This window comes from Apibacter sp. HY039 (assembly GCF_004023655.1).
GTDB lineage: Bacteria > Bacteroidota > Bacteroidia > Flavobacteriales > Weeksellaceae > Apibacter > Apibacter raozihei.
In genome coordinates this window covers 39,967-65,572 of sequence record NZ_SAYM01000001.1, presented here as the reverse complement: position 1 = coordinate 65,572, position 25,606 = coordinate 39,967, and the positions used below count along the sequence as shown (strand labels likewise).

Below are 25,606 nucleotides of genomic sequence, written 5' to 3'. Positions count from 1 at the left end.
GTATTATGCATAATCTGTTCCAACTTATTATTTCACTAATACAATTAACAGAAGTTTAACTCAGCCATATAAAATATTAATCTTAATTAAGACATTTATAGAAATGTTAGTGTAATGTTAATAATGATAAAAAATAGCCCGGTATTTTTACCGGGCTATATTATTTTTAAAGTATTTAGTAAATACTAGTGACTATCTTTTTTGTTGCTGATTAAAAATAGTTCCTCTATAGTCTTCTATATTTGCATCCTGATATAAGGTTCTTAAAAGTAAAGAAGGCATTTGTCTGGAATACTGATTGATCAGCTGATTTTTCAGGTCTTTTTTATTACCTGCATCACCTTTAGTTATAGATTTGGTAATTATAACATATACACCTGATTTACCTTCAATTGCTTTAGATACACTATTAGGCTTGATTCCAAAAGCAGCACCTCCGACTTTAGGCTCAAAAGAACCGCCTACTGAAGGGTTATCAAAACTAAAAGAAGCTGTATTTTTAACTGTTTTGTAAGTAGAAGCAAGTTGATCTAAATTCTGTTTAGAACTATTAATTTTCTCACTGACAATTTTTGCCAGTTTTTCGTTACGCACAATAGGCTCTATTTCTTTTCTTACAATTGAAGGATCTGCAAGACCTTTCTTAAATAAAGAAGAAACACGAACCACCACATAACTCTGATCACTGGTAGTGAACATTTCGGTATCACCTAAACTTCTCTTAGAATCAAAAGCCCAGGTAACTATGTCTGAATCTTTATCAGTACCTAATCCTTGTAATTGAGTTCCGAAACGTAAAATTCCGGATTGTTGAAGGGGTGCATATTTTGATTTTTTAGCTATATCCTGAAATTCTTTAGAAGATTTACCTTGTATAGTTTGTATAAAGTTATTAGCCTGCTTACGTGCCAGCTCAGTAGTTTCCTCTGAAGATTTAATCTCTTTTGCTAAATCTGCAAGTTTGTAAACAGTACCATCAGGTTTTCTGTTTTTAATATTTATGACCATGTATCCCTGAGGGGTTTCAATCACACTTGTTTTACCCGCTGGAGAAGATTCAAGGAAATTCTGAAGAGCCTTGTAAGGAGCTGGGAAATCTTGAGAAGTTGTTAACTTAATTTCACCTCCGGTAGTTGCAGCACCCGGATCATCCGAATATTGCACAGCAAGTTTTCCAAAATCAGAAGGATTAGCACCAATTTGAGCGGCTAATTCATCTGCCTGTTTTTTTGCCTGTTCTTTGTTTCTTGGAGTTTTAGGCTGTACTTGTGCAGATGCTCCGGTATACGTAAGCAAAATATTTTCAGCAATGACAGAATCCGAACTTTTACGTCCTATAAGTTTAGAAAAAACATAATAATTTCCTTCTTTATAAGAAGGGGATATCTGGCCAATTGAAGCACTTTTTACCCAGGATTGTATAGAAGGAGACAACTGTTTTTCCGTTCGGTATTGAGGTGTAAAAGCTCTGTCAACTATTTGAGCCGTATTTAATTCACTGATGTATAATGAATCATTTCGAACAGAGCCAAAAGCTTGTATAGTATCCCCTTCAATAACAGAGGAGGATAATAGAGAGGTCAAGGAAGTTAAAGTAGCCTTTTCATCTGTACTTGTGGGTCTGCCAGAAAAGAAAACATAATCCAATGTTCTGTTATCATCAATTTTAAATAAAGATTTGTGTTTTTCAATGTAAGCTTTTAAGTCTTCATCAGTAACTTTCACAGAATTAGGATTTGCTTTATAATACTCATCATATCCTACTTTCACGTATTCAATATTTGCAGTATTCGCAAAATTCTGACTAAGTATATCTAATTCTTTGGCATTCGTAAGCATTCCGGCAGAATATGCTCCAAAATATTGTTTATACATGGCCTGATATCCAAAATTTCTTTTCAGAGTAAGAAGCGTTCTGTAGACTTCGCGATACTCAGCGGAAGCATTCTGGTTATCTTCCATTTTTTTGAACTCATCCTGTATAAGCTGAATATTTACTTTTCCGTTTTTATCTTTAAATCGGGCATCATTGGCAAACATGGGAGCTGCTTTTGCAATGTCCCAAATCATTTTATCAGTTAAAATAAAACCAGCAGAATTAAATTTCTGCTCAGTTAATTTATTTTGAACAAGCGAATTCCAAACTTCGCCTTCAAGTAAATTTTCAGGGTATTGTCCTTGATATTGTGAACTTAAAAAATTAAGCTGATCGTAATATTCCTGACGGGTAATCGCCTCTTTGTTAACTTTACCAAAAACATTAGGATCTTTTTGTCCTAAGAAAAAACTCGATACGGTATCCCAAGGCACTAAAAATGCAAGTAATGCAAGGGTTACAATACCTATCAGTAATCCAGTCTGTTGTCTTATCCTTCCAAGAATAGTCATTTATTCTAAATTTAATTATTTTAGTGTGCGAAATTACAATTTCAGGATGAAATATAAAAATAATATTGACCGGAATCTCTGTTTTTTACATGAAAAATTCCCTTTAAATATATTTAAAGGGAATTGAATTTGCTAAATATGAAAAACTATTTATCAATAGAGCCCAGAACCCTCTTCATAAATGCATTTAATGCATCTTTTGGTTCCATGCCATCTTTGACCATTTTATTAACTTCTATTGCACCGTACATATTCGAAATAAGTTCTCCGATTACGTCCAGTTCTTCATCTTTTAATCCGGGAGATTCTGTTAAATTTTCCAGAGTTTCGATGGTTTCATTAATATAATCTTCATCATTTTTCTCAATAAATTGAGTTAAATGCTTAATTACCGGTAACTTCATTTAATAAATCTTGTAAAGGTTCAATTTTATTTGTTTGAATCTGATTAATCAGTTTTCCGTCTTTAAAAGCAGCAAATGTGGGTAAATTGGTTACATTTGCCAGTTTTCGGGATTCAGGAAATTTTTCCGCATCTGCTATTACAAAAGATATAGCTTCATTTCCTTCTGCCAGTTTTTTGAATTTTGGTTTCATTATTCTACAATTTCCACACCAGGAAGCTGAATATTGTACCATAACTATTGAAGAATCCTGTACGATTTCCTGAAGATTGTCTTGTTCTAATTCTTGAATCATGAGAATATTTTTTTAATTAACGGATTAGTGAGCGGATAAGTAATCTGCAACACCTTTGCGGTCTGCGTTCATTGCTTCTTTTCCTTCCTCCCAGTTTGCAGGACAAACTTCACCGTATTTTTGTACATGAGAGTAAGCATCTATAAGTCGTATGTATTCATGAACATTTCTACCCACAGGCATATCGTTAACACTCTCATGGAAAACTTTTCCTTCTTCATCTACCAAAAAGGTCGCTCTGTAAGTAACATTGGATCCTTCAATAACTACTGTATCAAAATCTTCGTCATATGAAGATGATTGAATGTCAAGAATTCCCAGAATATTCGAAAGGTTACGGGTTGTATCAGCAAGGATAGGATAGGTAACACCTTCAATCCCTCCGTTATCTTTAGATGTGTTTAGCCATGCAAAGTGTACTTCGTTTGTATCACAAGAAGCACCCACGACAATCGTGTTTCTTTTTTCAAATTCAGGAAGAGCTGCCTGAAAAGCATGTAACTCAGTAGGGCAAACAAAAGTAAAATCTTTTGGATACCAGAACAATAATACTTTCTTGTTCTTTTTAGTAGCTTCTTCAAAAATATTTATTTTTAAATCATCACCCATGTGATCCATAGCATCTACTGAAATATTTGGAAATTTTTTACCTACTAATGACATATTTTTTATTTTTATAATTATTGATGCAAAGATATTGATTAAACTACCCTATAGTTCTGAGGCCTTATTATTCTTTTTTATTTTAATATAGGAAATTCTTATTTATAAATTTCTGAATTAATTATTTACATTGTAGTATTTCGAATTACCTATATCATACAATACATTAAAAAGGTTTCCATTTCTAGCCATTATTAATTAATGTAAGCCAAGTAAAACAATAGAAAAGGGTTTTAAAAAAGTAAAATTATTTATCTGGTAATTTGTCAATTCTTAGGATCTAAAGAAATTATCAAGATGTTATGTCTCTGGCGAATTACTATTTAAGTAAGTGGTATATTCTTTGCTTATTTCAATACATAACTAATACAGCAGAATATGAAAAAGTATTTGTTCTTATCCGTTATAGTAGCATTAAGTTATTCAGGAATGCGATCAGAGATGCTGAAAATCAGCAATCATTTAATTGAGCAGCTGGTTACTCAGCAAAATGTTCCCGGATCAGCTCAACGATACATAGCAAAAAATTATCCGGAAGCTTATGATATCCGTTGGGAATATAAAGAAAAGGAAGGGTTATATAAATGTGAATTTAAAGTAAGAGGGAAAAAATATAAAATTACTTTTACACCTAAAGGAAAGCAAGTAAACTTCAAGGGAATGATTTCAACTTCTCAGCTTCCTGCAAAAATTAAGAGATTTATAAAAAAATATTACCCAGATCATCAAATTGTCAAATCAATAGAAACACGTAATTACAATCAATCCTTTTATGAGATTAAATTAGGTAGCAATATAGCGGGTAAACACAGAAGTAAGAACCTGAAGTTTAATCAGCAGGGAAAACTCATGAATTAATAAATTAAGGTATGTTAAGATATTTATGGGTTTGTAATGAAATATGCCATTTAGGATTTTTCATCACATAGTCGATAATCTTAGGGGTCATTTTTTCTCTGTTGCTCCATTCCGGTTGTAAATACAATACCGCCTTATCATTTGTTTTTTCAGCCTGTTCTTCTGCAAATAAGAAATCATGCTGATTATAAACAATAACTTTCAATTCATGAGCACGGTCATATACTTCCTGTACAGGAAGAGAAGTTTTTTTAGGAGAAAGACAAATCCAGTCAATTTCACCACTTAACGGATAAGCTCCGGAAGTTTCAATGTGGATGGTACAGCCTAAATCCTTAAGTTGACGGGTAATCGGATTTAAATTCCACATCAGCGGTTCCCCACCGGTTAAAACAATAGTTTTAGAGTGAGATGCAGCCAAACAGGCAATTTCTTCAGCAGAACTTACCGGATGAAGATTAGGATCCCAGCTTTCTTTTACATCGCACCAGTGGCAACCTACATCACACCCTCCTATACGGATAAAATAAGCCGCAGTTCCGGTATGTCGACCTTCACCTTGAATGGTGTAAAAATGTTCCATGATAGGCAGGGAGGTTCCCAGGGTTAAATCCATGTTTTTTTCTTTCATTATAAGTTACTTCATAAAAACCACAGCCTGCAAAGGTACAAAAAAGGAATTATTTATAAAGATTACTTCCGTCTATATAATCAAATACTTCGGGAGGAAGCATGGGACGTATATTTTTATTTTCTTTAATCATCTGACGAATGGAAGTGGATGATATTTCAACAATAGGCGCATTAACCTCGCTTATGTTGGGATGAATAACCGGAGTTTCTTCAATTATTTCAGTAATTCGGGGATATACTAAAATCTGATGGTATTTTAATATTTGTTCATAATTTTTCCACTTGGAAAAAGTATTCAGGTTGTCTTTACCCATAAGTAAAACAAATTCCTGTTCCGGGTATTTTTCTTTGAGGGCTACCAATGTGTCAATCGTATAAGAAGGTTGCGGTAATGAAAATTCAACACTACTGGATTGAAATTTAGGATAACTTTGAATGGCAAGATTTACCATTTCCAGTCTGTGATGGTCATCCAACAGAGTTGATTTTTTTTTAAAAGGATTTTGTGGCGTTACTACAAACCATAATTTTTCCAAATCCGAACTTTCGACTATATAGTTGGCAATGATTAGGTGCCCGATATGAATAGGATTAAAAGAACCGAAAAATAAGCCAGTTTTCATACTATATTTTTTTCAGATTTTAAGATTCGTTAAATTTTACATCTTTAAGCTGAAGCTGGTAAAAAGTTTTTCCCTGCCAATGATTTTCATAAAGAGAAAATACCATATCAAAAGAAAATTTTTCAAACTTGGGAAGCAGGTGTCCCATTTTAAAAGCAATTACTTCAAAACAATGATTAAAATCGTTTTGAAACACTACCATCTTCAAATGAGATTTGTCTTTACCCATCAAAGTATAATTTCCTGCAAAATTAACGTTTTTAGCCAAAAATACAGGGCTCATATTACCCGGACCAAAAGGTTCGAAATATTTAATAAGTTTAAAAAAACGTTTATTAATAACATTTAAAGAAATTTCCTGATCAATTTCAATGGTAGGTGTTCTTTGATTTTCCTTAATGGTTTCCCGGACAATGGATTCAAACTTGTCTTTAAACAAGAGAAAATTTTCTTTTTTTATTGAAAGACCAGCAGCATACATATGTCCGCCAAATTGTTCCAGATATTCAGAGGAGGCTTCCAGAGCTTTATATATATCAAATCCGGGTACGCTTCGGGCAGATGCAACCAAATCTTTGTCCTTACCCTCAGTAAATACCAGCGTTGGACGATAATATTCTTCAATCAGACGAGAAGCTACAATTCCAATGACTCCTTTATGCCAGTTTTTATTAAATACGATAGTTGAGTAAGTTTGAATTTGTCCTGTTTTAACAATTTCCTGTATTGCTTCTGAAGTTATATTGGCATCCAGTTCTCTTCTTTCGTTGTTAAGTTCATTAATCTGGGAATAAATTTTCCGGGCATCAATCTCGTTTTTTGCAATTAATAATTCCACAGCATTGCTTGCATGGCTGATTCTGCCAGCAGCATTAATTTTAGGGGCAATTCCGAAAACGACATTATTAACCGAAAAGGTTTCACGGGTTTCTTTAGGAATAAAAAGTTTTAATCCTGTTCTGGGATGATGGAGGAGTTGTTTTAATCCGAAAGTAGTTAATAAGCGGTTTTCACCCGTTACAGGTACAATATCGGCGGCAATACTAATGGCAACCAGATCAAGATAGGAATATATTTTTTCAAAAGGAATGGTAAGCTTAACGGATAGCCCTTGAATCAACTTAAAGCCAACTCCACATCCGCTAAGAAATTTATACGGATAGGAACAATCAGTCCTTTGAGGGTCCAGAATGGCTTTAGCAGCAGGCAGAGTCTCATCCGGAAGGTGATGATCGCAGATGATAAAATCGATCCCTTTTTTATTGGCATACGATATTTTCTCTGCTTCCTTAATCCCGCAATCCAGAGATATAACCAGAGTAAAATTATTTTCATGGGCATAATCGATACCGGCAAAAGATATTCCGTATCCTTCCTCATAACGATCAGGAATGTAGTAGCCAACGTTTTCGTATAGAGAAGAAATAAATAAATACATCATAGCTACGGAAGTTGTTCCGTCAACGTCATAATCACCGTAAATAAGTATTTTCTCATTATTTTTCAAAGCCTCGATAATTCGGTCGGTCGCCTGTTCCATATCTTTCATGAGAAACGGATCATGTAGCTCGTCCAGTGAAGGCTTAAAAAAAGCTTTGGTTTTATTGAATGTATCAATATCTCTTTGCAGAAGCAGTTGGGAGATTGGGATAGGGAATCCTAGTTCATCAGCTAGCTTCTGAGCTTTTTCAGTATCTGGTTGAGGTCGGATTAGCCAACGGTTATGCATAGATTACAAATGTAATTAATTTTAGTAATTACCGCAATTGTTGCAATAGAATTAAAAAATAAGGCTTCGCAAAAATCTATATTTTATTACCTTTGCTCAAACCCAATCCAAAAATGATTAATAAAGAAGAATTTTTACTTAAAGCGTATAAACTAGGTATAATAAAATTTGGAGATTTTACTCTTAAAAGCGGAATACATTCTCCTTTCTATGTAGATCTGAGACCTCTTGCATCCAGTCCGGAATTATTGAGAGAACTTTCCAATCATTTGTTATACCTGCTTAAAGATTCACAATATGAACTAATCTGCGGAGTTCCTTACGCAGCCTTACCTATGGCAACAGCTATGTCGCTGGAGTCAGATGTGCCCTTAATTGTAAAAAGAAAAGAGAGTAAGGGGTATGGAACTAAAAAAATGCTCGAAGGGATTTTCGAAGAAAATCAGGTATGTGTGCTTGTCGAAGATGTTATTACCAGCGGGAAGAGTCTTGTGGAGACTATAGAAGAGGTGGAAAAAGAAGCTCTGAAAGTTAAAGATATTGTCGTAGTTTTAGACAGACAGCAGGGAGGAATTGAACTGTTGAAAAACAGAGGATATAATGTATTTCATTTATTTAGCATAGGTGAAGTGATAGACATACTCTATAAACATTCGTTGCTAAGTGCAGAAGAGGCGAAAAAAATTAAAGAATTTTTAGAAGGAAAGCCTATGGTAAGTATTCAGAAAGTTACCAGAAGTTCCTACGAAGAAAAATTAAAAGTTCAGAATCATCCGGTTGCTCAAAAATTATTACAGATAGCAATGCAGAAAGAGTCTAATTTAATAGCCTCTTTAGATGTGACTTCCTCAGCGGAATTATTGGATTTGGCTGAAAAAACCGGAGATCAGGTAGTAGCAGTAAAACTTCATACGGATATAATTTCCGATTTTTCGTCTGAATATGTTTTGGAATTAAAAAATATAGCTAAAGAAAAAAACTTTTTATTATTTGAAGATCGTAAGTTTGGAGATATAGGGAACACACAACAGCTACAGTTTGAAAAAGGAATATATAAAATTTCCGAATGGGCGGATATGATCACTTCCCATGTAATTGCAGGAGAAGAAAGTGTTAAAGTTTTTGGTGAAACTACCGGAGTCGTAACTATTGCAGAAATGTCTTCTAAAGGAACACTTACTGACGGTGCGTATAAAGCAAAGGCTATTGAAATTTCTGAAAAAGCGGGGAATGTAATAGGTTGTGTAGCTCAGTCTAAACTTCCTGAAACCTTATTGTTATTTACTCCCGGAGTAAATATGACCTCCTCGGGAGATTCCAAAGGACAACAATTTAATACTCCTGAAAAGGTGTTCAAAGAATATCATACAGATTTCATTATAGTGGGAAGGGGAATTTATGCATCATCAGATCCTCAGGCCGAAGCTGAAAAGTACCGAAAAGCCGGTTGGGAATCATACAAAAAAAACGTTTAATAAACCAGAATCCTTGACAGAAAAAATTATCATAGGAATAGATCCGGGAACCAATGTAATGGGATACGGAGTCATCAGCATTAAAGGAAAAAAAATGTCGTTGCTTTGTATTGATGAGTTGTTATTGAATAAACTGGATTCTCACGCGTTAAAGCTAAAAAAAATATTTGATAAGACTCTCTCACTTATTGATACGTATCATCCGGATGAGTTAGCCATTGAAGAACCGTTTTATGCTAAAAATGTACAGTCTATGCTAAAGTTGGGAAGAGCACAGGGGGTGGCTATGGCTGCCGGATTGCTCAGGGAAATTCCAATTACCGAATATCTGCCTAAAAAAGTTAAAATGGCCATCACAGGAAACGGAAACGCATCTAAAGAACAGGTGGCAGGAATGTTAAAGACTTTATTGAATCTTAAAGATTTTCCTACTAAATATCTGGATGCTTCCGACGGTCTGGCTCTGGCAGTGTGTCATTTTTTAAATTCAGGTACAGCCGCCTCTTCCGGCAGTTCTAAAAAGTCTTATACCGGATGGGATGCTTTTGTAAAGAATAATCCGAAACGAGTAGATAAGTAATGATTTATTTTTTGAAAGGGTGAAACAATGGATTCAAAAATATATAATAGGGACCCAGATATGGGTCTCTTTAATGATGGGAGCATTATGCTTTTTTTTTGGATTAATGTTTCATAGTGTGGATATAAAAAGAGTTTTTATAGTTATATTTTCGACTTTTGCAGGGTATAATTATATTCACTACCATGCTTCATGGAATAGGTCCTTTTTACTCAGAGGACTCATATCTGTGAGCTTACTCTTTTTTATTTTGTTTTACCTGTTATTTAAGGAAAACAGCTGGCATTTGTTTTTACATCTGGCATTTATAAGCTGGTTTGTATTTATGTACAATTCCAGTTTTCTGAGATTAAAATTTCGAAATATATCTTTAGTGAAAATCTTTGTAATCGCTTTTACATGGTCTTATTCGATTGTGTGGATTGGGAGCACAGGGGCTTCATGGAAAGAATTTGTGAGCATTTATTTCTTTATTTTAGCAATTACTCTTCCTTTTGATATTTGCGATATGAATAGAGATACGGTCATAACTATTCCTAAAAAGATAGGACAAAAAAACACGATAGCCTTATCTATTTTGTGTTTAGTGATATCCGCTTTGTCTTTTTACTGGGCGCAGGGTTTTCCTAATGTATATGTTTGGTCTTGGAGTCTGGCATGTCTTGTTTCTGCGGGATTAATTTTTTTTATACGAAGCGGGCAGTTTTTTTACACCCGATTTTGGATTGAAGCCTGTTCGTCATTTCCGGTTTTGGTTTACCTGCTAATAAAATAAAAGCCATTCCGTTATAAGGAATGGCTTTAACACTCATTGAAAAGTTGTCATGAGTTTTACCGAAATCTGTCTACAGATTTTATAAGTTTCTCGTCCTTATTGATATATTTATTTGCCATGGCGAGCAGAATAATCAGCAGAACCGGAACGAGTAACTCAACCCCTTTCTCAGGAGAAAAAACTCCTCCAGGAGTATTTAGCAGAGCATAAACCATAAAACCAATTAACACTACGTTGATAATTATATTGAAATAATTAATTTTCTTTTGTAAATTTCTGTTTTTGAAACAGAAGAGCGAGATAAAAGCTAAAAAACCAATTGCAAACAAAGTGATCATATCGATCAGTTCATTCGGAATAAAATCAGTGACATATCCCACGATAATCCCTATAACACCGGTTAGGGTAAGATATAAACTTTGAATTCTTTGAATCAATATTTTTAATTTTAAAATGCAAATTTAAAAAAAATTAGTGTTTTATTAAAATATTTTGTAATATTGCCTCACAATCTGTTACACGATTAGCGAATTATTTCCATAAAGTTACTACTTTATTTCCATTTTAAGCATTTAAAATCAAGACTTTACAATTAACAGAATATAATTTAAAATTATTTATAGGAAACATAACTTATGTTTGAGGAACAAAAGCTAAAGGCAATGAAAGTGGCTGAATTGCAGGACATTGCCAATCAATTAGAAATTAAGAGTTCAGGATTAAAAAAAACAGAATTAATAGAATCTATCTTAAAAAATCAAAACAAGGAAATTATTGATCATAAGCCTTCTGAGTCTGAAACTGATTCATCTGAAGATTCCAAACCTTCAGTAGAAAAAAGACCAAGAAAGAGAATCACTTCCGGAAAAAGCCAGAAAGAAATTTCATTTTCCGATAATCAGTTTGTTCCCCGTTCTGTTGTTAAAGAAGAAAATCAAAATTCTAAAGCCGACCCAGGCATAACTCCTGAAGTGCTGGTAGCAGAGGAAGAAGCAAAAGAAATTCCTGTTTACAGAAAACCTCAGGTTATTTTACGGAAAAGTGCAGAAAGTACACATTTTCAAAAAACCGGCGGTGCGGTAAGAGAAGATAAAAAATCTTCAGATGAAGAGGATAAAGGTGGTTTTCAAAGACAAAAAAACAATAATAACCATAGCAACAACCATAATAATAACAATAAAAATGATTACAGGCAGAATAATGGTAATAAGTATCGTTCTGCTGACTATGAATTTGATGGTATTATTAATACGGAAGGTGTACTGGAAATTACTCAGGACGGATACGGTTTTTTACGTTCCTCAGACTTCAACTATCTTTCTTCTCCTGATGATGTGTATGTTTCCCCTTCTCAAATAAAGCTTTTTGGTTTAAAAACAGGAGATACGGTAACCGGAGAAGTTCGGCCACCTAAAGAAGGAGAAAAGTTTTTTCCTTTAGTTAAAATTGTAGAAATAAACGGACGAGAACCCTCATTTGTAAGAGACAGAGTTTCTTTTGAGCACTTAACACCTTTATTTCCCGAAGAAAAATTCAAATTAGCAGGTACAGGAGCCACTATGTCTACCCGTGTGGTGGATCTTTTTTCACCTATTGGAAAAGGTCAGAGAGGAATGATTGTAGCTCAGCCTAAAACAGGTAAAACCTTGCTTTTAAAAGATATAGCTAATGTAATATCTCTTAATCATCCGGAAGTATATATGATTGTCTTATTAATCGACGAACGTCCGGAAGAGGTAACTGATATGCAGAGAAGTGTAAAAGGAGAAGTGATTGCTTCCACTTTTGACGAGTCTGCTGAAAAACATGTGAAAGTGGCAAATATTGTGTTGTCAAAAGCTCAAAGAATGGTGGAGTGCGGTCATGATGTAGTGATTCTTTTAGATTCCATTACGCGTTTAGCCAGAGCATACAACACTGTTTCTCCAGCTTCCGGAAAAGTACTTTCCGGTGGGGTGGATGCAAATGCTCTTCACAAACCTAAGCGCTTTTTCGGTGCTGCCAGAAATATTGAAGGAGGAGGTTCTCTTACCATTATAGCTACCGCTCTTATAGATACAGGTTCTAAAATGGATGAAGTTATTTTTGAAGAATTCAAAGGTACGGGAAATATGGAGCTGCAGCTGGATAGAAAAATTGCCAACAAAAGAATTTATCCTGCTATTGATCTGGTATCTTCATCTACCCGTAGGGATGACTTGTTGCTGGATGCAGTAACGCAGCAAAGAATGTGGATTTTAAGAAATCATCTGGCTGATATGAACCCGCTGGAAGCGATGGAATTTTTAAAGAGCCGGTTAGACAGGTCTCTTTCTAATGAAGAATTTTTGCTGACTATGAATCAATAAGATATTGAGAAAAAAGTAAGCATTATATAAAATCTAAATAATAAAAACGACCCTCTGAAAGAGGGTCGTTTTTTTATCAACTATAGTGAAGATTTATCTCATAAATTTTGAGCGGCTTCTCATATTCGGATTAATCATCTGGCTTCTTGAAACACTCACTTTTTTCATTTGCTCTTTCATCATTTTAATCTGGTCGCCCAGCATGTTGGAAGTATCCAGTTTTTTAGTTTCATTCAGAAGTCTTTCCGCTTCATTTTTGTTTCCTCTCATCATTGCTCCCGCAGCCAGGTTCAACGTAGCCATAGCCCGGTCGTGCTTAAAGCTTAATCCGTATTCCAGCGCAGTTTTCATATAGGATTCTGCTTTTGCCGAATTACCCTGCGATTCGGTTAATCCCATCAGGTAATGGTAGTATCCGTACTGCTTACGAATCAGCTGGCTTTTTATATTAGTAATTTTGTCCAGCCATTTCCTGGCTCCGGGCAAATCCTGTTTTCTTAGTTTCCAGAATGCCAGTAAAATATACTCATTTCTTAAAAATAAAGCGATGGGTAAAGCCGAAAGTAGTACGATGAAAATACCTAAAGCAATCTGGCGGTTAAACATAAAGTAAACACCTAAAGCAATTATTGCTGCTGCAATAACAAGTTTTATATACTTATTCATTATATTGTTACGTTTAGGCAAAGATAAGAATATAGAATGATAACTGGCAAATAAGTGATGTCAGTGTTTGATTTTGTACCAATAGACACTGTCTCTGTACTTAACAGCATACTTATATATTTTGTATTTTCGGGTGTAGAAAAAATTCTCACTATGGGAGAGGGTGTCGTTGGTATTAAAGCGGATAATGGTCGTAAAATTTCCGCCTTTAATTTTTGAAAAACATACATCCATGCTTCGGTATGAACCGTTTTTGCCTTGATTCAGATTGGATTTTTTAGACAGGGAATAACAACTGTCGGATCCGGAATTTCGTAGGAACAAATAAGAAGAAGCTGTATATTTTTTCTGAAGGTTTAGCTGTTTATTCAGAAAATAAAATTCTCCTGATTTTTTAAATAATTGATATTTTTTTTCTTCCCCTGTTTTGAAAAACTGCCTGATTTGAATGGAATCCGGGGTTTCAACTACTTGTATTCGCACAGGTGTAAAGGGAAATGAGGAGAATTTCCAGTATTTTTTATCCAGTTCCAGTGTTTCGGTTTTCGTACTATCGGAACTGCACCCCAAAAAGAGGATGCAGGCAATAAAAAGAAAAAGAAACAGACCGTTTTTTTTATATTCAGGCCACATTTACTAATGAGAATATCCGAAATTTTTTAAATCTCTTTCATTGGATCTCCAATCCTTTTTCACTTTAACAAATAAATTCAGGTAAATTCTTTTGTCAAAAAATTTTTCTAAATCCAGACGGGCTTCCGTACCTACTTTTTGTATTTTTTGTCCTTTGTGACCTACCAGTATCCCTTTTTGTGTATTTCTTTCTACAAAGATTACCGATTCAATACGAATCAGTGAGTCATCCACTTTAAAACTTTCCGTTACCACCTCAACAGAATAAGGTATTTCTTTCTGGTAGTTGAGAAGTATTTTTTCGCGGATGGTTTCATTTACAAAAAAACGCTCTGACAGAGTGGTCAGCTGTTCCTTATCGTAATAGGGAGGAGCAGAGGGTACCAGTTCTTTGATTCTGGGTAAAACCAGCTCCGTGTTTAATCCGTGCAATGCAGAAACGGGAAGTATTTCAGCCTCGGGTAGCTGAGCATGCCAGAATTCAACGCTGTCGGATATTTGCTGCGGCTCTTTGGATTTGTCTACTTTATTAAGCAGAACGATTACCGGAACCTTAGCTCCGCTTAATTTTTTTATTAAATATTCGGAAGGGTTTTTTTCATCTCCCAGTTCCGTAATAAATAAAATAACGTCGGCATCTTCAAAAGATTCTTTAACGAAATCATTCATTTTTTCCTGCAGTTCGTAGGCCGGTTTCTGAATAACTCCGGGGGTGTCGGAGAAAATGATTTGAGTATCTTCATCATTCCAGATACCAAAGACCCGATGTCGCGTCGTTTGAGCTTTGGAAGTTACGATAGATAACTTTTCCCCCATCAGCTGGTTCATCAGTGTAGATTTACCTACATTAGGTTTTCCAACAATACTTACAAATCCTGATTTATGTGCCATAGAGATATTATTTCGTACTTCTGTATTTTTTATTTAATGCCTGTAATATTGCCCAGGTTTCTGCATCTGCCACCCCATCGGCTTTTTCCGGACGGAAATGCCATTGAAATGCCCGAATGATTAAGGTAGTATTTTTATCCCAGTTACCGGTTAACTCTACTTTATATCCGAATTTTTCCAAAGCTTTCTGAAACTCCAGCGGTGAGTTATATGGGTAAGTGTCCGGAATGTACTGCGATAAAAAAGAATATTTATCAATATCGTCATACCAGGCTCCTATCTGGTACTGGGTATATAATCTTTTCCAGGGAAAAGCAGGCCCCGGATCCTGTTTACGTAAAGGGGCAATATCGCTATGGCCGATTACATTGACCGGATCTATTTCGTATCGGTCTATAATATTTTTGGCTAAGGCAGCTACTTTTCTAATCTGAAACTCAGTAAACGGAGTAAAAACCAGGGAGTCGTTAACCTTTTTGTAACCGGGATTAACGATTTCTATACCTATAGAAGTATCATTCAGGTTTTCGGCACCTTTCCAATAGCTTACACCTGCATGCCAGGCTCTTCGGTCTTCACTTACCAGTATATCGATTGAATCATTTGGTTTATCACTTATCAGGTAGTGAGAGCTTACCTGTCCTTTTCGGGCCAGAATCTTAACTGAGGTAGGATAATCGGATACGGTGTAGTGCATCACGAGAAATTTAACTCTGTAATTGGAGGCAACAGACGGGAAGTTTTGTTTAGAGATGACATATCCCGGAAGGGAGGCTTCCGTTACAAAATGATATTTAGGGTTTACATCTGTAATGTATACCGTATCGTGAACCACCTTGGTATTGACGGTAATTTTCTTCTGCGAACCACAGCTTACCAGCACTAATAGCAAGGCGGCAAGTATAAATAGTTGAAATGTATCTCTCATATAAAATGTTTGATTGACAAAGTTATAAAACCTGAAAATAAAAATAACTTAAAAAAAATAAAAAAATATTTGCATAAATAAAATCTTACCGCTACTTTTGCACTCCAATTTGATTCGATTGATTCAGATTTGGAGAGTTGCCGGAGTGGTTAACGGAGCAGTTTGCTAAACTGTCGACGGGAAACCGTCGCGTGGGTTCGAATCCCACACTCTCCGCAGGACACTAGGTTTGTTTTTTTTCGGGGTGTAGCGCAGGTGGTAGCGCATCTGGTTTGGGACCAGAGGGTCGCAGGTTCGAGTCCTGTCACCCCGACAGTATAAAATCCGAAAGGAGGGTCGCGTAGCTCAGCTGGATAGAGCATCTGCCTTCTAAGCAGACGGTCAAAGGTTCGAATCCTTTCGCGATCACAATCTTTAAGAGTAACTCACTCGAAAAAATATTATAAAACCTCTGTAAATAACATTTATAGAGGTTTTTTTATTTATAAAGGCAAAATACAATTCGTCACTTTTAGTCAAAAATCACTAAATTTCTTCCCCCTATAGCGTCCCCCTTTGTTATCTAACTATAAATTGTAGAAAACCTATTGATTAGGGTTATTTACTATTTAATTATTATTTTCCTTGTTTTTTAAAAGTTTGATAGTTTAGGTTAATGTTCATTTAATCAATGAATTGCTTTGATGTTTGCTGTCAAAATTCGAATTTAGCTAATGATAATTACGTCTTGGAGCTATTATATAGATGTAACCAATAAAATAAGATTATCATGGTAAACAAATTTAATTTTTCTGTATTTGCAATTATCCGTACAGATAAGATGAAACAAAATGGAAAATGCCCAATGTATTTACAAATTACATTAAATGGAAAGCGTCTAAAACTTCCTTTAGGTATTTCTGAAGGGGTTAATAATTGGGATGGAGTAAAAAAGAGATTTAAAGGGAAAGGGTATCTTAGTTTAAATAATAGGCTAGATAGAGAGGAACAAAATGTAAAGGATTTTATTAATCAGTCTATTGCAGGCGGAAAGCCTATAACTCTGGATAAAATTAAGACTTATTTTAGGAAAGAAAACTCTCAAGATTTCTATACTTTTTTTGAGAATACATTTTGTCCTAGAAAATTTTCTGATATTACTGAAGGAACTCAGTACCATTATAGGCTTTTGGGTAAAATACTGAAAGAATTCAGACCTAATTTACATTTATATGACATTGATTTAAATTTTATTCAGGAATTTGACTGCTACCTAAAGGAGAAAAGGGAAACAGGAATCGGAGGAGTTTGGAATAAACATAAAAATCTGAAAACCGTAATTATTTTTGCAAAAAAATTAAAATTTATTGATTCTAATCCTTATGACGATTTTAAGTATGTAAATCCTAAAAATAAGACCCATTTTCTTACTCAACAGCAAGTAGAAAGAATTAAAAATTTGGAATTAAATGATAGTTTAGGATTAACAAGAGATAAATTTTTACTTGCTTGTTATACTGGTCTAAGGTTTTCTGATGTAAATAGAATAACGAGAAAAAATTGGGGTAGTGGAATGCTTTCTGTTGAAATGCAAAAAACTAAAGAAATAGTTAACATTCCCTTATCTAAAAACTCTCTTAAAATAATCTTGAAATACCAAAGATTTAAAAAGAAAGATGAACCAATTTTTAGAAATGTATCTAACCAAAATGTAAATAAAATGTTGAAAGAAATAGCTGAGATGGCAGAAATAGCCCCGAAATTATCTTTTCATTGGTCTCGTCATACCTTCGGCTCTTTATTAGGACAACATAATGTAAATGCTTTTCTGATTATGAAGTTAATGGGGCATAAGAATGTCAATCAATCTTTGATTTATGTAAATTCTAATAAAGCCATGATGAAGGATATTATAAAAGGTATTAATTTCTTCAATTGAGTATATAACAACCATGAATAACAAAATGAAAAATCAATTTTTTTTAACTGAAGCAGAGAATTATCTAAGCACCTTAGCTAAGAATGCTAATAGACAATACGATTTTATTGCTGAAATAGAAAGTTACCAACATTTAGGTTTTGCTATGCAATCTATTTTAAGAATTTGTCAGAGTGCTATACTAGCTAAAGAAGAGGGTATACATTATCATACAGATTTGGATATTTATAATTTACTTGATTTAGCAAAAAGTTTAATTCCTAAACCAGAATTTGAATTTTTAGATAAATTAAAGAAAGAAATTGATCGATAGGTTAAAGGTCTTTGAAAAATTTTTCTAGAGTTATTTCATGGATTGATAAAATAACTAAAAGGGTCTTAATTGTAATATTTTGACCCTTTTCTATTCTCCAATATTGTACCCGGTTTAACTCATATTCATTTGCAAAGGTTTCATAGCTGGAAAAACCTTTTTCTTTTCTTAATTGTTTTAGTTTTTCTCCAATTTTAGAGATTGTACTTTTTCTTTTTTCTTCTGAATCATACATAATATGTAAAATTTCAGAAATTGTCGCATATAATTTACCGCATATATGCAGTTTTTATTTATCTTAGCTAAAAATTATTTAATATGAAAAAATTATTTTTACTGATGTTCTTTCCCTTTCTGTTAGTGTCGTGTTCAGAAGAGGCAAACGCTCAATTACGGGAAGTATTTGGATTAACTAAAAAATCTGAAGAAGCTACTGATACCATTTCATTATCCAAAAAAGAAGCAAAAAAGCTATTTACTGTTGGTCAGAAAGTATTGGGCGATTTTAATGGAGATGGAAAAAAGGAGTTTGCTTATTTAGTAAAAGTAAAAGAGGGTTATGGATTTCCTGTTTTAGACGATGATTCAGAACCCGACCAGTGGGAAATACAATTCAGCGATAAAAGCATAAAACCTATTTCTGTTGGCTGTTGCGGGGGGATCTTGATAGCAGAAGGAGACTTAAATAATGATAAAATAGATGAAATTACGGTATATAATGCTCCGATAAATGGATGTATAGGAGTACTGGAAACTTATACCATTAAAACCGGAAACTGGAAATTGTTGTTTGAACCTTTTACAATGTTCTATTGCGCAGAGCTTACCGATGAAGAATTAGAAAATCTGGTTAAGTTTGAAAACGGCTCTGCTTACTATCATACTTATGATGTAAATGATGAAGAATTACTAAACGAAGAAGGAGATAAGATACGGTTTGAAAAGTTGATTAAACATAAAGCTAAATTATTATGAGAAAAATTATTTTTATAATATGTATAGGTATTATTAGTATAAGAACAAGTGCTCAAATTAAAAATTTAAATGATTTAATTAATTATTTTAGTATGGATACAAGTTCATTTTCTCAATCTCTAAATAAAAATCCTAATTGGGAATATAGAGGAATAGGATATAGGAACGTTTATGGAAGAAATGATTTAGTAAAAGAATATTATAATTTTAATTGTTTGATTTGTAACGAGAGCCAAATCTTAAATAGGGTATTTCTGTATAATAAAGTTGCTCGCAGAGTTAGTACTGAGACATTAGAATTTATTTCCAGTGATCAAAATCTTCTAAAAACAATAAAAGCTAACTTACTTAAACAAGGATATAAGAAACTAAATGTATCATCGCAAGAGAAATTAACTTATACTAACAATGTTCATGTTATTATTCTTCAAATCGAATCAACTTATGATAGCAATTTATCTTCTGGAAACTATTTGATAGCCATTATAAAATGAGATAGATTAGCCTTTTTTCTAATACAAATAAAATATTCTGTAAAAGCGACTTAATTTGTCGCTTTTTTTGTTGAAATTAATCAAAAGTTCATAAAACTGTTACCTATAAAGGGTTTTGTAAGTATTTTAATGAAAAATTACCCTATTATTTAGTATTAAATCACTAAATTTTAAATTTTTGTTCATTTAATTAAAATCTGTATAATCGTAATAACTTATTGTTGTTGTTGTATTTACATCGATAGAGAGAGTAGTTTAATTTTGAGTAAAAATTAATATAGTTTATAAAGAAAAGACGAAATTATGAACCAACAAAAAGTAATTAAATGGGCTATACGAGAAATAGGGAAGCTCAAAATTGAAATCAAGTTATTAAAAGAAGGAATACAGGGAAATCCTAATAAGGAGTTAAAAGAATATTTAACAAAAAAAGAGGCTTCTTTGGAATTTAACATTAGTGAAAGGACTATAGATAGATGGAGACAGGAAGGATTGGAAGTAATACAAATAAAAAGAAATGCTAAAGTATTGTTTTGCAGAAAGAATATTGAAAAATTTTTAAAATATAAATCATGATAGATAGAATTAAAATAATATTGGATAATCCTGAATTTTTACCAGAAAAAGAAAAACTATTTAAAAATTATAAAACACCTCCTAAATGGAAATTTACAAGACGTTTTAGGAATCTTTTTAATTCTGAAGTACAATTACCGAAAGGAGAAAAATCTGCCCGACTTCGATTATTTTTATGTACATACAAAGATACTGGAAAAACAAAGCTAGTGTTTAATGGAAGTATTAGAAAGTGGTATGAGCGGAAAGAACATAGGAAAAATTTAACCTATAATAAATTTATTGAAGTAATTAGTATGCTTGAAAAAGAGATTGGTTTAGTAGAAAATTCTCTTTGGAAGGCAAAGGTAACCCAGATAGAAATAGGAGTAACAACAGGAATTAAATTAAAAGCTGAGGATAGGAATTTTTTTCTTTGTATAGGTAGTCATAAAGAGCTGACTCAGAAAAATTCTTATTCTAATACAGGGGTAGAATTTATTGGAGAAAATTATCATGTTATTTTTTATGATAAAATTTCTCATATTTTTTGTAATAAGAATAAAAGTCTGGGGAAAAATATAAATGAAAATTATTTTGTTTTAAGATATGAAATACAGATTCATAAAATAAGTGGGGTTAGTTTATTTGAGGGGAAAATAAATAAACTATGGAAAATAAAAAAATATTGGGATGAAATAAACATGGAATTAAGAGATTCATTAGACCATGTTGATTACATAGATGTTATTTCCGATGAACAGATTAAGAAACTTAAAAATTGTGGAAAAAAAGAATTAATGGAATATTTCATATTTAAAGGAATGGAGTCTATAGGCTATAGGAGAAGTTCAGTATTATTTAAGAATATGACACCAAATAATAGGAGTTTGCATAGTAAATCATTTAAAGATATTTATCAGAAACATATTAAAGATGATGGTACCAGACTTATTTTTAGGGTAACAAGTCAACTTAAAACTGATATAGAAGGACTTTTATTAGTGGAACCAGACTGATCTCTATATAATAAGAGTAATCTAACCTATTAATAAAGTAATCTGTTATAACCTTATGTTATATATACTGACTAATGAAATGAAGCCTATATAAATAAAGAAAAATTGTTATGGCAAAAATTGAGCAAAAATAAAAAAATGAACCTGGCTGATTACAACTAAAAATTTATCTTACTCTTACAAAGCAAACATATTTCGTACAAGAAACTTACAACTACTGGTGTAAGGAAAGGACAAGCAGAAACTCGTAAGACAAGGACACTACCAGAAAATAAATCTGTTTGTATGTTTGTAGTATTTAAAGGGAAGAAGATGAACTCTTACATATGAAAATAGAAGAGAAGTATTTGGATATTTGCGATTTGGTCATACTAACAAAAATGATAAATGACCAGAAAAATGAAAAAGTAAAAATCTTAATGAATGAAATTAGAGTTTTTGCTTAAAATGGCAGGAATAGATTTAGAATTCGAAACCTAGGAACTGACTTGAACCGGAATATCAAGATTAAGCTTTTAAATCTTTGATTTTATGAGTTTATTTTCGGTTTAAGTAGAATTAGTCGTCCGGGTTGCTGAGGATGGGTTAAATGAGTTTGTTTTAAATTATATTTATATATTAATTATTTGTATTATGAAAATGACTGAAACTAAAGAAATTATAAACTTTATTGAGGAAAATTCCGATAAAATTATTACAGAAATTAAATTTAAAAATATTGAAATTTATAGGTTTCTGAAATACCAATTCCGTACTACTGATGTAAAGGAAAATTTTTCCCTTTTCCAGCGTTATTATTGTGAGTATTATGGATTAAATAAGATAGGGCTAACCTGGGAGTTCAAGAAAGAAAATTTTTCTATTTTAGAAGAATATAAAAATAAAAAAGATTTTAACTTTTCCGATGTATTGCAACGATTGTATGTCATCCCTAATGTAAAAGGACAAAATACTTTTCAATTTTCCCTTACTACCAGAATGCTGAATATGTTAGATAAAGATATGCTTATCTATACTAATGAAGTGATTAAAATGTTTGGTTTTTCCAGACCTTCTTCTGCTCTTTCTTTTAATAAGAAATTTGAAGCGTATATGAGCCAGTATGAGATAGTAAAAGATACCTACAATGAAATACTAAATAAAAACCGGTTGCCTAAAGCGAGTTTATACTTTGAAAGAAAATTTAAATCCTATAAAGTTGGTAAAATAAATAAGCTGAATTTTATATTCCAGTTTGCCGGGAAATTGAAAAAATAAATTAGAATCGGAAAACGAAGAATTGACTTGGACCGAAAAATTATTTTTTACGTGGTTGTATATTGTTTTATGGATTTATTTTCGGTTTAAGTAGAATTAACCGTCCGGGTTGCTGAAAGTGGATTAAAAAGGTCTGTTTCAAAATTTTTAAAGAATAAGAAAAACATATCTCATGTTCTGATTATTAGAAATATAATGATTTGTTAGAATGGCCTATAGAAGTATATCTTTGTGTATTATAAATCTAAGAATCAAAATAGGATTATGTAGTTTAATCATTGATTTAATAATATCAAAAATACGTATATTTTATTTCCGCCAATATTGAATTGAAGTTTACTTTCAATTCTTCTTCAATGATAGGAGGTATTGTTTTGATCTCTCTTAGCTTACTTAAAATTATAGGGGACTCATTAAGATCTATTAACCATGTAGCATTGAATTTTTTATAATCAAATTTTATTGGATTTAATAGCCAGGTTTCATAATCATTTAAATTTGTAATCAATTTAATTTCCTCTTTATCAAAACCTATATTGCGTTTGTATATTACAATAACATAATTTATAAAAACCATATCAGTTAAGCCATATCTATATGCATTTTTTCTATATTTACTTGTATATTCTGTATATAATTTAAAATAGTTTTTTTTATTATAATCATAACTTGACTTTAACAATAATAATTCATAAAAATTAGAATCAAATTTTTTATCTAGTGTTTCTTCAAAAGCATTAAATAAAATGTCTTTACATTTATCATTACAAACATCTATCCAACTAATGAGAATTTTATAATTTGCAAAACTTTCATCTTCATTTGTGAGACTTAAAAGAGCTTGTTTAATTAATTTCTCATTATTAATTCGGTATTCAGGATAAAATTTTATAAGAGTTTTTGGTATATTTTTAATAAAATTATGATATTTAATGTTACCATATTTATTGTTATTTACTGCTATTTTTAAAATCTCCATTAAGTCACTTTCTTTAAAAAGACACCCTTTTTCTATTATAAAATTAGAAAGGTGTTTTAAGTCATAATGAGCTAATTCTTTTTCAATTTTTAAGAATTTTATTAATAGAGGTATGTTTTGTTTAAATTGTTCTTTAGAGATATTTAATTTTGAGAAAATAATGAAAAAATTTGAGAAGATGTTTGTGAATAATTTTCCAAATTTGAAATAATTTAACTGTATTGATAACATTTCATTTTCGTAAGGATCATTAAATACACCTTGTTTAAAAATTGAAGAGGTAAAATTATTCAATTTTTCTAATAAGATTTCTATATCATTATCATCTACATTAAGAGTACCATCATGTTTTAAAATTTCATGTAAAGAGGTAGGTGAAATATGTAGTATTGCCTCGGTTAAAAAAAATTCATTAAATTGGGTAATGCCAATTTGTGGAATATGAGAATGAATTATGAGACCATTAAATACTTTTTTAACAATAGATTTATAACGGGTAAAAGCATCATATATTATGTAATTACTGTTAACATGTCTATACAGAAGATAATAATTATGAGTTAAGTTAAAATGATAATCCGGTCCAGTTTGGCTACCACCATTATCATATAGCTGTTTTAAATCTTCAATTTTTGAAATAATTATTTCAATATTATCTTGAATTCTATAGATAAGAGCATCCTCTTTGATTTGAATTAGATAATCTTTGACTTCCTTACATACATTAAATTCAATTTCATCATAGATTACTTTATTTAAATCAATAGTTTTAATGTCATTAATTATTGTTTCTCTATCTTCTAACCAATAATCTATTATTAAATTATGAAGATTTTTCAGATTTTGCTTTACTAAAAAATATTTAATACTTTTATTTTGTTTTTCTTTTAATTTCTTTTCAAGAGCTTTATAAATATTATATGTTATTTTGAAGTTATTAGTTGCTACAAGGTAATGAGCATAAGCATATTCTAAAGTAAAATTATCTTCGTTACTTTCATTTGTTTTTAGTTTTCTTAGAAGTTTATTAAAATCGAAACTTCTAAAATTACATAATATACAATCGCAGCTTTCATTTTTTATTATTTGAATATTTTTAGATATACCCTCTTCACCCGTTTTATATGAGAACATATGTCTAATTCCAAATCCTATTGTGTTTTTATTATTCGCTTTTATTTGTTGATAATCTTTAATTGCAGTTATTTCATAAATAGAACAAATATTAAGAAAATAAAAAATCCAAATAATCTTATTTTTTGCGTCAATAACATTTGCCTCTGATAATTCTTTTTTTAATTGACTCGTAAAGTCTATATCACCATTTAGGATAGTTAGTTGAGTCAATAAATTATAAATATCCTTATTGATTGTAAAGAGTTTATTATTATGATAGTGCCAGACATATTCATCAAGAATGTTAAATGGAGGTATAGATGCAATATAATTCGGGTTAACAAAACCAAAGTCTTCAAAATATTTTAAACTTGTATAAAGCTTATCAATTATGTGGATAGGGTTATCATTCTCCTGTTTAATTTTAGTTGTCAATTTAAATAATCTATCTGTGGAGGATTCATTATTTTCTTTTATAAAACGGTCTTTGTGGAAAAGAAAGAATAATTCTTTTAGTTTGTCCTCATGGATTAGCTCTTTTAGGATAAATATTTGACATTTTGATTGATCTAACGATGGATAAAAACGAATTTCTTTTATATTGGAAACAATGACCCATTTACATTTTCCTCCTGCTTTGGATGCATAACTGAAGGCTTGCTCGATAGGGGTTTGTGGATTAGCTCTGTTTTGTTTTGTATCTAAATCTGTTTTTGCATCTTTTATTTCTATAACAGCTCTTACATCATCTTTTAATCGCTCTATAAAAAAATAACCTAAAGTTCCATCAGATTTAGTTCCATCGGTTGTAGATTTCTTTTCTTCTCTTAGTAACCATTTATTTGAATTACCATAATTAAATCCTAATATATCTCCAAAAAAAGTATTGAGAAATCGTGATTTTACCTCTTCTTCTTTCAAACTTTCTATTTTTCCGGATTCTAACTCCTCAATTAATTCTTTAATCATAAGGATTTTATTTCTTGTATCCGAAATACTGGAAAGATGAAAATCTGATAAATATTGTGACAGAAAAATCTCTGAAAATATAGGTTTTAATTTCATAATCTTGGATTAATTTTAATAAATCA

General features: G+C 31.9%; 26 protein-coding genes and 3 tRNA genes. 15 read left to right on the top strand and 14 right to left on the bottom strand.

Annotated features, from left to right (window positions below; all coding sequences use genetic code 11):
• Positions 1 to 192: 192 nt before the first annotated feature.
• From EQ921_RS00290 to EQ921_RS00275, 4 genes are all read right to left on the bottom strand, one after another.
• On the bottom strand, positions 193 to 2,388 hold the full coding sequence (locus EQ921_RS00290; RefSeq protein ID WP_128150006.1) for a peptidylprolyl isomerase: 2,196 nt from the start codon (positions 2,386 to 2,388) through the stop codon (positions 193 to 195).
• A 146-nt stretch (positions 2,389 to 2,534) separates the two neighbouring features.
• Positions 2,535 to 2,792, bottom strand: a complete 258-nt coding sequence (locus tag EQ921_RS00285) for a hypothetical protein (RefSeq protein ID WP_128150004.1) — start codon at positions 2,790 to 2,792, stop codon at positions 2,535 to 2,537.
• Positions 2,773 to 3,087: a co-chaperone YbbN gene (locus tag EQ921_RS00280; RefSeq protein ID WP_128150002.1), complete on the bottom strand. Its 315-nt coding sequence runs from the start codon at positions 3,085 to 3,087 to the stop codon at positions 2,773 to 2,775. Before EQ921_RS00280 ends, EQ921_RS00285 begins: the two co-directional genes overlap by 20 nt.
• Positions 3,088 to 3,111: 24 nt before the next feature.
• On the bottom strand, positions 3,112 to 3,750 hold the full coding sequence (locus EQ921_RS00275; protein ID WP_128150000.1) for a peroxiredoxin: 639 nt from the start codon (positions 3,748 to 3,750) through the stop codon (positions 3,112 to 3,114).
• Between the two features lie 378 nt (positions 3,751 to 4,128).
• On the opposite strand from EQ921_RS00275, the gene EQ921_RS00270 reads away from it, so the two are divergent.
• A complete protein-coding gene (locus EQ921_RS00270) occupies positions 4,129 to 4,608 on the top strand; it encodes a PepSY-like domain-containing protein (protein WP_128330134.1) in 480 nt (159 codons plus the stop codon).
• 4 nt (positions 4,609 to 4,612) lie between these two features.
• Here EQ921_RS00270 and EQ921_RS00265 read toward each other — a convergent pair whose 3' ends face one another.
• From EQ921_RS00265 to recJ, 3 genes are read right to left on the bottom strand one after another with little or no spacing between them, the layout of a single operon-like run.
• The gene (locus tag EQ921_RS00265) at positions 4,613 to 5,239 is read right to left on the bottom strand and encodes a 7-carboxy-7-deazaguanine synthase QueE (RefSeq protein ID WP_128330133.1); all 627 of its coding nucleotides are present in this window, start codon (positions 5,237 to 5,239) and stop codon (positions 4,613 to 4,615) included.
• A gap of 49 nt (positions 5,240 to 5,288) precedes the next feature.
• Complete coding sequence (gene nadD, locus EQ921_RS00260; protein ID WP_128330132.1) at positions 5,289 to 5,864, bottom strand: nicotinate (nicotinamide) nucleotide adenylyltransferase; 576 nt, start codon at positions 5,862 to 5,864, stop codon at positions 5,289 to 5,291.
• Between the two features lie 19 nt (positions 5,865 to 5,883).
• Positions 5,884 to 7,593, bottom strand: coding sequence for a single-stranded-DNA-specific exonuclease RecJ (gene recJ, locus EQ921_RS00255; protein WP_128330131.1), 1,710 nt, complete (start codon positions 7,591 to 7,593; stop codon positions 5,884 to 5,886).
• Positions 7,594 to 7,706: 113 nt separating this feature from the next.
• On the opposite strand from recJ, the gene pyrF reads away from it, so the two are divergent.
• Genes pyrF through EQ921_RS00240 form a run of 3 tightly spaced genes read left to right on the top strand, consistent with a single transcriptional unit; the run spans position 7,707 to position 10,423 of the window.
• Positions 7,707 to 9,068 (top strand): orotidine-5'-phosphate decarboxylase, encoded by a 1,362-nt coding sequence (gene pyrF, locus EQ921_RS00250; protein ID WP_128330130.1) that lies wholly within the window; start codon positions 7,707 to 7,709, stop codon positions 9,066 to 9,068.
• Between the two features lie 13 nt (positions 9,069 to 9,081).
• Positions 9,082 to 9,648, top strand: coding sequence for a crossover junction endodeoxyribonuclease RuvC (gene ruvC / locus EQ921_RS00245; protein WP_228427708.1), 567 nt, complete (start codon positions 9,082 to 9,084; stop codon positions 9,646 to 9,648).
• Positions 9,649 to 9,667: 19 nt separating this feature from the next.
• Positions 9,668 to 10,423: a hypothetical protein gene (locus tag EQ921_RS00240; protein WP_128330128.1), complete on the top strand. Its 756-nt coding sequence runs from the start codon at positions 9,668 to 9,670 to the stop codon at positions 10,421 to 10,423.
• Positions 10,424 to 10,479: 56 nt separating this feature from the next.
• Here EQ921_RS00240 and EQ921_RS00235 read toward each other — a convergent pair whose 3' ends face one another.
• Positions 10,480 to 10,860 (bottom strand): DUF4293 family protein, encoded by a 381-nt coding sequence (locus EQ921_RS00235; protein ID WP_164875239.1) that lies wholly within the window; start codon positions 10,858 to 10,860, stop codon positions 10,480 to 10,482.
• Between the two features lie 198 nt (positions 10,861 to 11,058).
• Here EQ921_RS00235 and rho point away from each other — a divergent pair, with 198 nt between their 5' ends.
• Complete coding sequence (rho, locus tag EQ921_RS00230) at positions 11,059 to 12,771, top strand: transcription termination factor Rho (protein WP_128330127.1); 1,713 nt, start codon at positions 11,059 to 11,061, stop codon at positions 12,769 to 12,771.
• Positions 12,772 to 12,864: 93 nt separating this feature from the next.
• On the opposite strand, the gene EQ921_RS00225 is transcribed toward rho, so the two are convergent.
• Genes EQ921_RS00225 through EQ921_RS00210 form a run of 4 tightly spaced genes read right to left on the bottom strand, consistent with a single transcriptional unit; the run spans position 12,865 to position 15,889 of the window.
• On the bottom strand, positions 12,865 to 13,437 hold the full coding sequence (locus EQ921_RS00225) for a tetratricopeptide repeat protein (protein WP_128149980.1): 573 nt from the start codon (positions 13,435 to 13,437) through the stop codon (positions 12,865 to 12,867).
• Positions 13,438 to 13,497: 60 nt separating this feature from the next.
• Positions 13,498 to 14,070 (bottom strand): hypothetical protein, encoded by a 573-nt coding sequence (locus EQ921_RS00220; RefSeq protein ID WP_128330126.1) that lies wholly within the window; start codon positions 14,068 to 14,070, stop codon positions 13,498 to 13,500.
• 3 nt (positions 14,071 to 14,073) lie between these two features.
• Complete coding sequence (gene era / locus EQ921_RS00215; RefSeq protein ID WP_128330125.1) at positions 14,074 to 14,961, bottom strand: GTPase Era; 888 nt, start codon at positions 14,959 to 14,961, stop codon at positions 14,074 to 14,076.
• A 7-nt stretch (positions 14,962 to 14,968) separates the two neighbouring features.
• Positions 14,969 to 15,889 (bottom strand): N-acetylmuramoyl-L-alanine amidase, encoded by a 921-nt coding sequence (locus EQ921_RS00210; RefSeq protein ID WP_128330124.1) that lies wholly within the window; start codon positions 15,887 to 15,889, stop codon positions 14,969 to 14,971.
• 131 nt (positions 15,890 to 16,020) lie between these two features.
• Here EQ921_RS00210 and EQ921_RS00205 point away from each other — a divergent pair.
• The 5 genes from EQ921_RS00205 to EQ921_RS00185 all read left to right on the top strand — a co-directional run bounded on the left by EQ921_RS00205 (position 16,021) and on the right by EQ921_RS00185 (position 18,120).
• Positions 16,021 to 16,105, top strand: a tRNA-Ser gene (locus EQ921_RS00205).
• Positions 16,106 to 16,129: 24 nt separating this feature from the next.
• Positions 16,130 to 16,202, top strand: a tRNA-Pro gene (locus tag EQ921_RS00200).
• Positions 16,203 to 16,223: 21 nt separating this feature from the next.
• Positions 16,224 to 16,297: transfer RNA gene (locus EQ921_RS00195), tRNA-Arg, on the top strand.
• A 361-nt stretch (positions 16,298 to 16,658) separates the two neighbouring features.
• On the top strand, positions 16,659 to 17,807 hold the full coding sequence (locus EQ921_RS00190) for a site-specific integrase (protein ID WP_128330123.1): 1,149 nt from the start codon (positions 16,659 to 16,661) through the stop codon (positions 17,805 to 17,807).
• Positions 17,808 to 17,820: 13 nt separating this feature from the next.
• A complete protein-coding gene (locus EQ921_RS00185; protein ID WP_128330122.1) occupies positions 17,821 to 18,120 on the top strand; it encodes a hypothetical protein in 300 nt (99 codons plus the stop codon).
• A gap of 1 nt (position 18,121) precedes the next feature.
• Here EQ921_RS00185 and EQ921_RS00180 read toward each other — a convergent pair whose 3' ends face one another.
• Positions 18,122 to 18,355, bottom strand: a complete 234-nt coding sequence (locus tag EQ921_RS00180) for a helix-turn-helix domain-containing protein (RefSeq protein WP_128330121.1) — start codon at positions 18,353 to 18,355, stop codon at positions 18,122 to 18,124.
• Between the two features lie 83 nt (positions 18,356 to 18,438).
• On the opposite strand from EQ921_RS00180, the gene EQ921_RS00175 reads away from it, so the two are divergent.
• The 5 genes from EQ921_RS00175 to EQ921_RS00155 all read left to right on the top strand — a co-directional run bounded on the left by EQ921_RS00175 (position 18,439) and on the right by EQ921_RS00155 (position 22,420).
• Entirely contained in the window at positions 18,439 to 19,095 is a 657-nt protein-coding gene (locus tag EQ921_RS00175; protein ID WP_128330120.1) for a hypothetical protein, read from the top strand.
• A gap of 92 nt (positions 19,096 to 19,187) precedes the next feature.
• Positions 19,188 to 19,589: a hypothetical protein gene (locus EQ921_RS00170; RefSeq protein ID WP_128330119.1), complete on the top strand. Its 402-nt coding sequence runs from the start codon at positions 19,188 to 19,190 to the stop codon at positions 19,587 to 19,589.
• Between the two features lie 303 nt (positions 19,590 to 19,892).
• Positions 19,893 to 20,165, top strand: coding sequence for a DNA-binding protein (locus EQ921_RS00165; protein ID WP_128330118.1), 273 nt, complete (start codon positions 19,893 to 19,895; stop codon positions 20,163 to 20,165).
• On the top strand, positions 20,162 to 21,163 hold the full coding sequence (locus EQ921_RS00160) for a hypothetical protein (protein WP_128330117.1): 1,002 nt from the start codon (positions 20,162 to 20,164) through the stop codon (positions 21,161 to 21,163). Before EQ921_RS00165 ends, EQ921_RS00160 begins: the two co-directional genes overlap by 4 nt.
• A gap of 633 nt (positions 21,164 to 21,796) precedes the next feature.
• Complete coding sequence (locus EQ921_RS00155) at positions 21,797 to 22,420, top strand: hypothetical protein (protein WP_128330116.1); 624 nt, start codon at positions 21,797 to 21,799, stop codon at positions 22,418 to 22,420.
• 292 nt (positions 22,421 to 22,712) lie between these two features.
• Here the strand turns inward: EQ921_RS00155 and EQ921_RS00150 are convergent, their stop codons facing one another.
• Entirely contained in the window at positions 22,713 to 25,580 is a 2,868-nt protein-coding gene (locus EQ921_RS00150; protein ID WP_128330115.1) for a hypothetical protein, read from the bottom strand.
• Positions 25,581 to 25,606 lie beyond the last annotated feature (26 nt).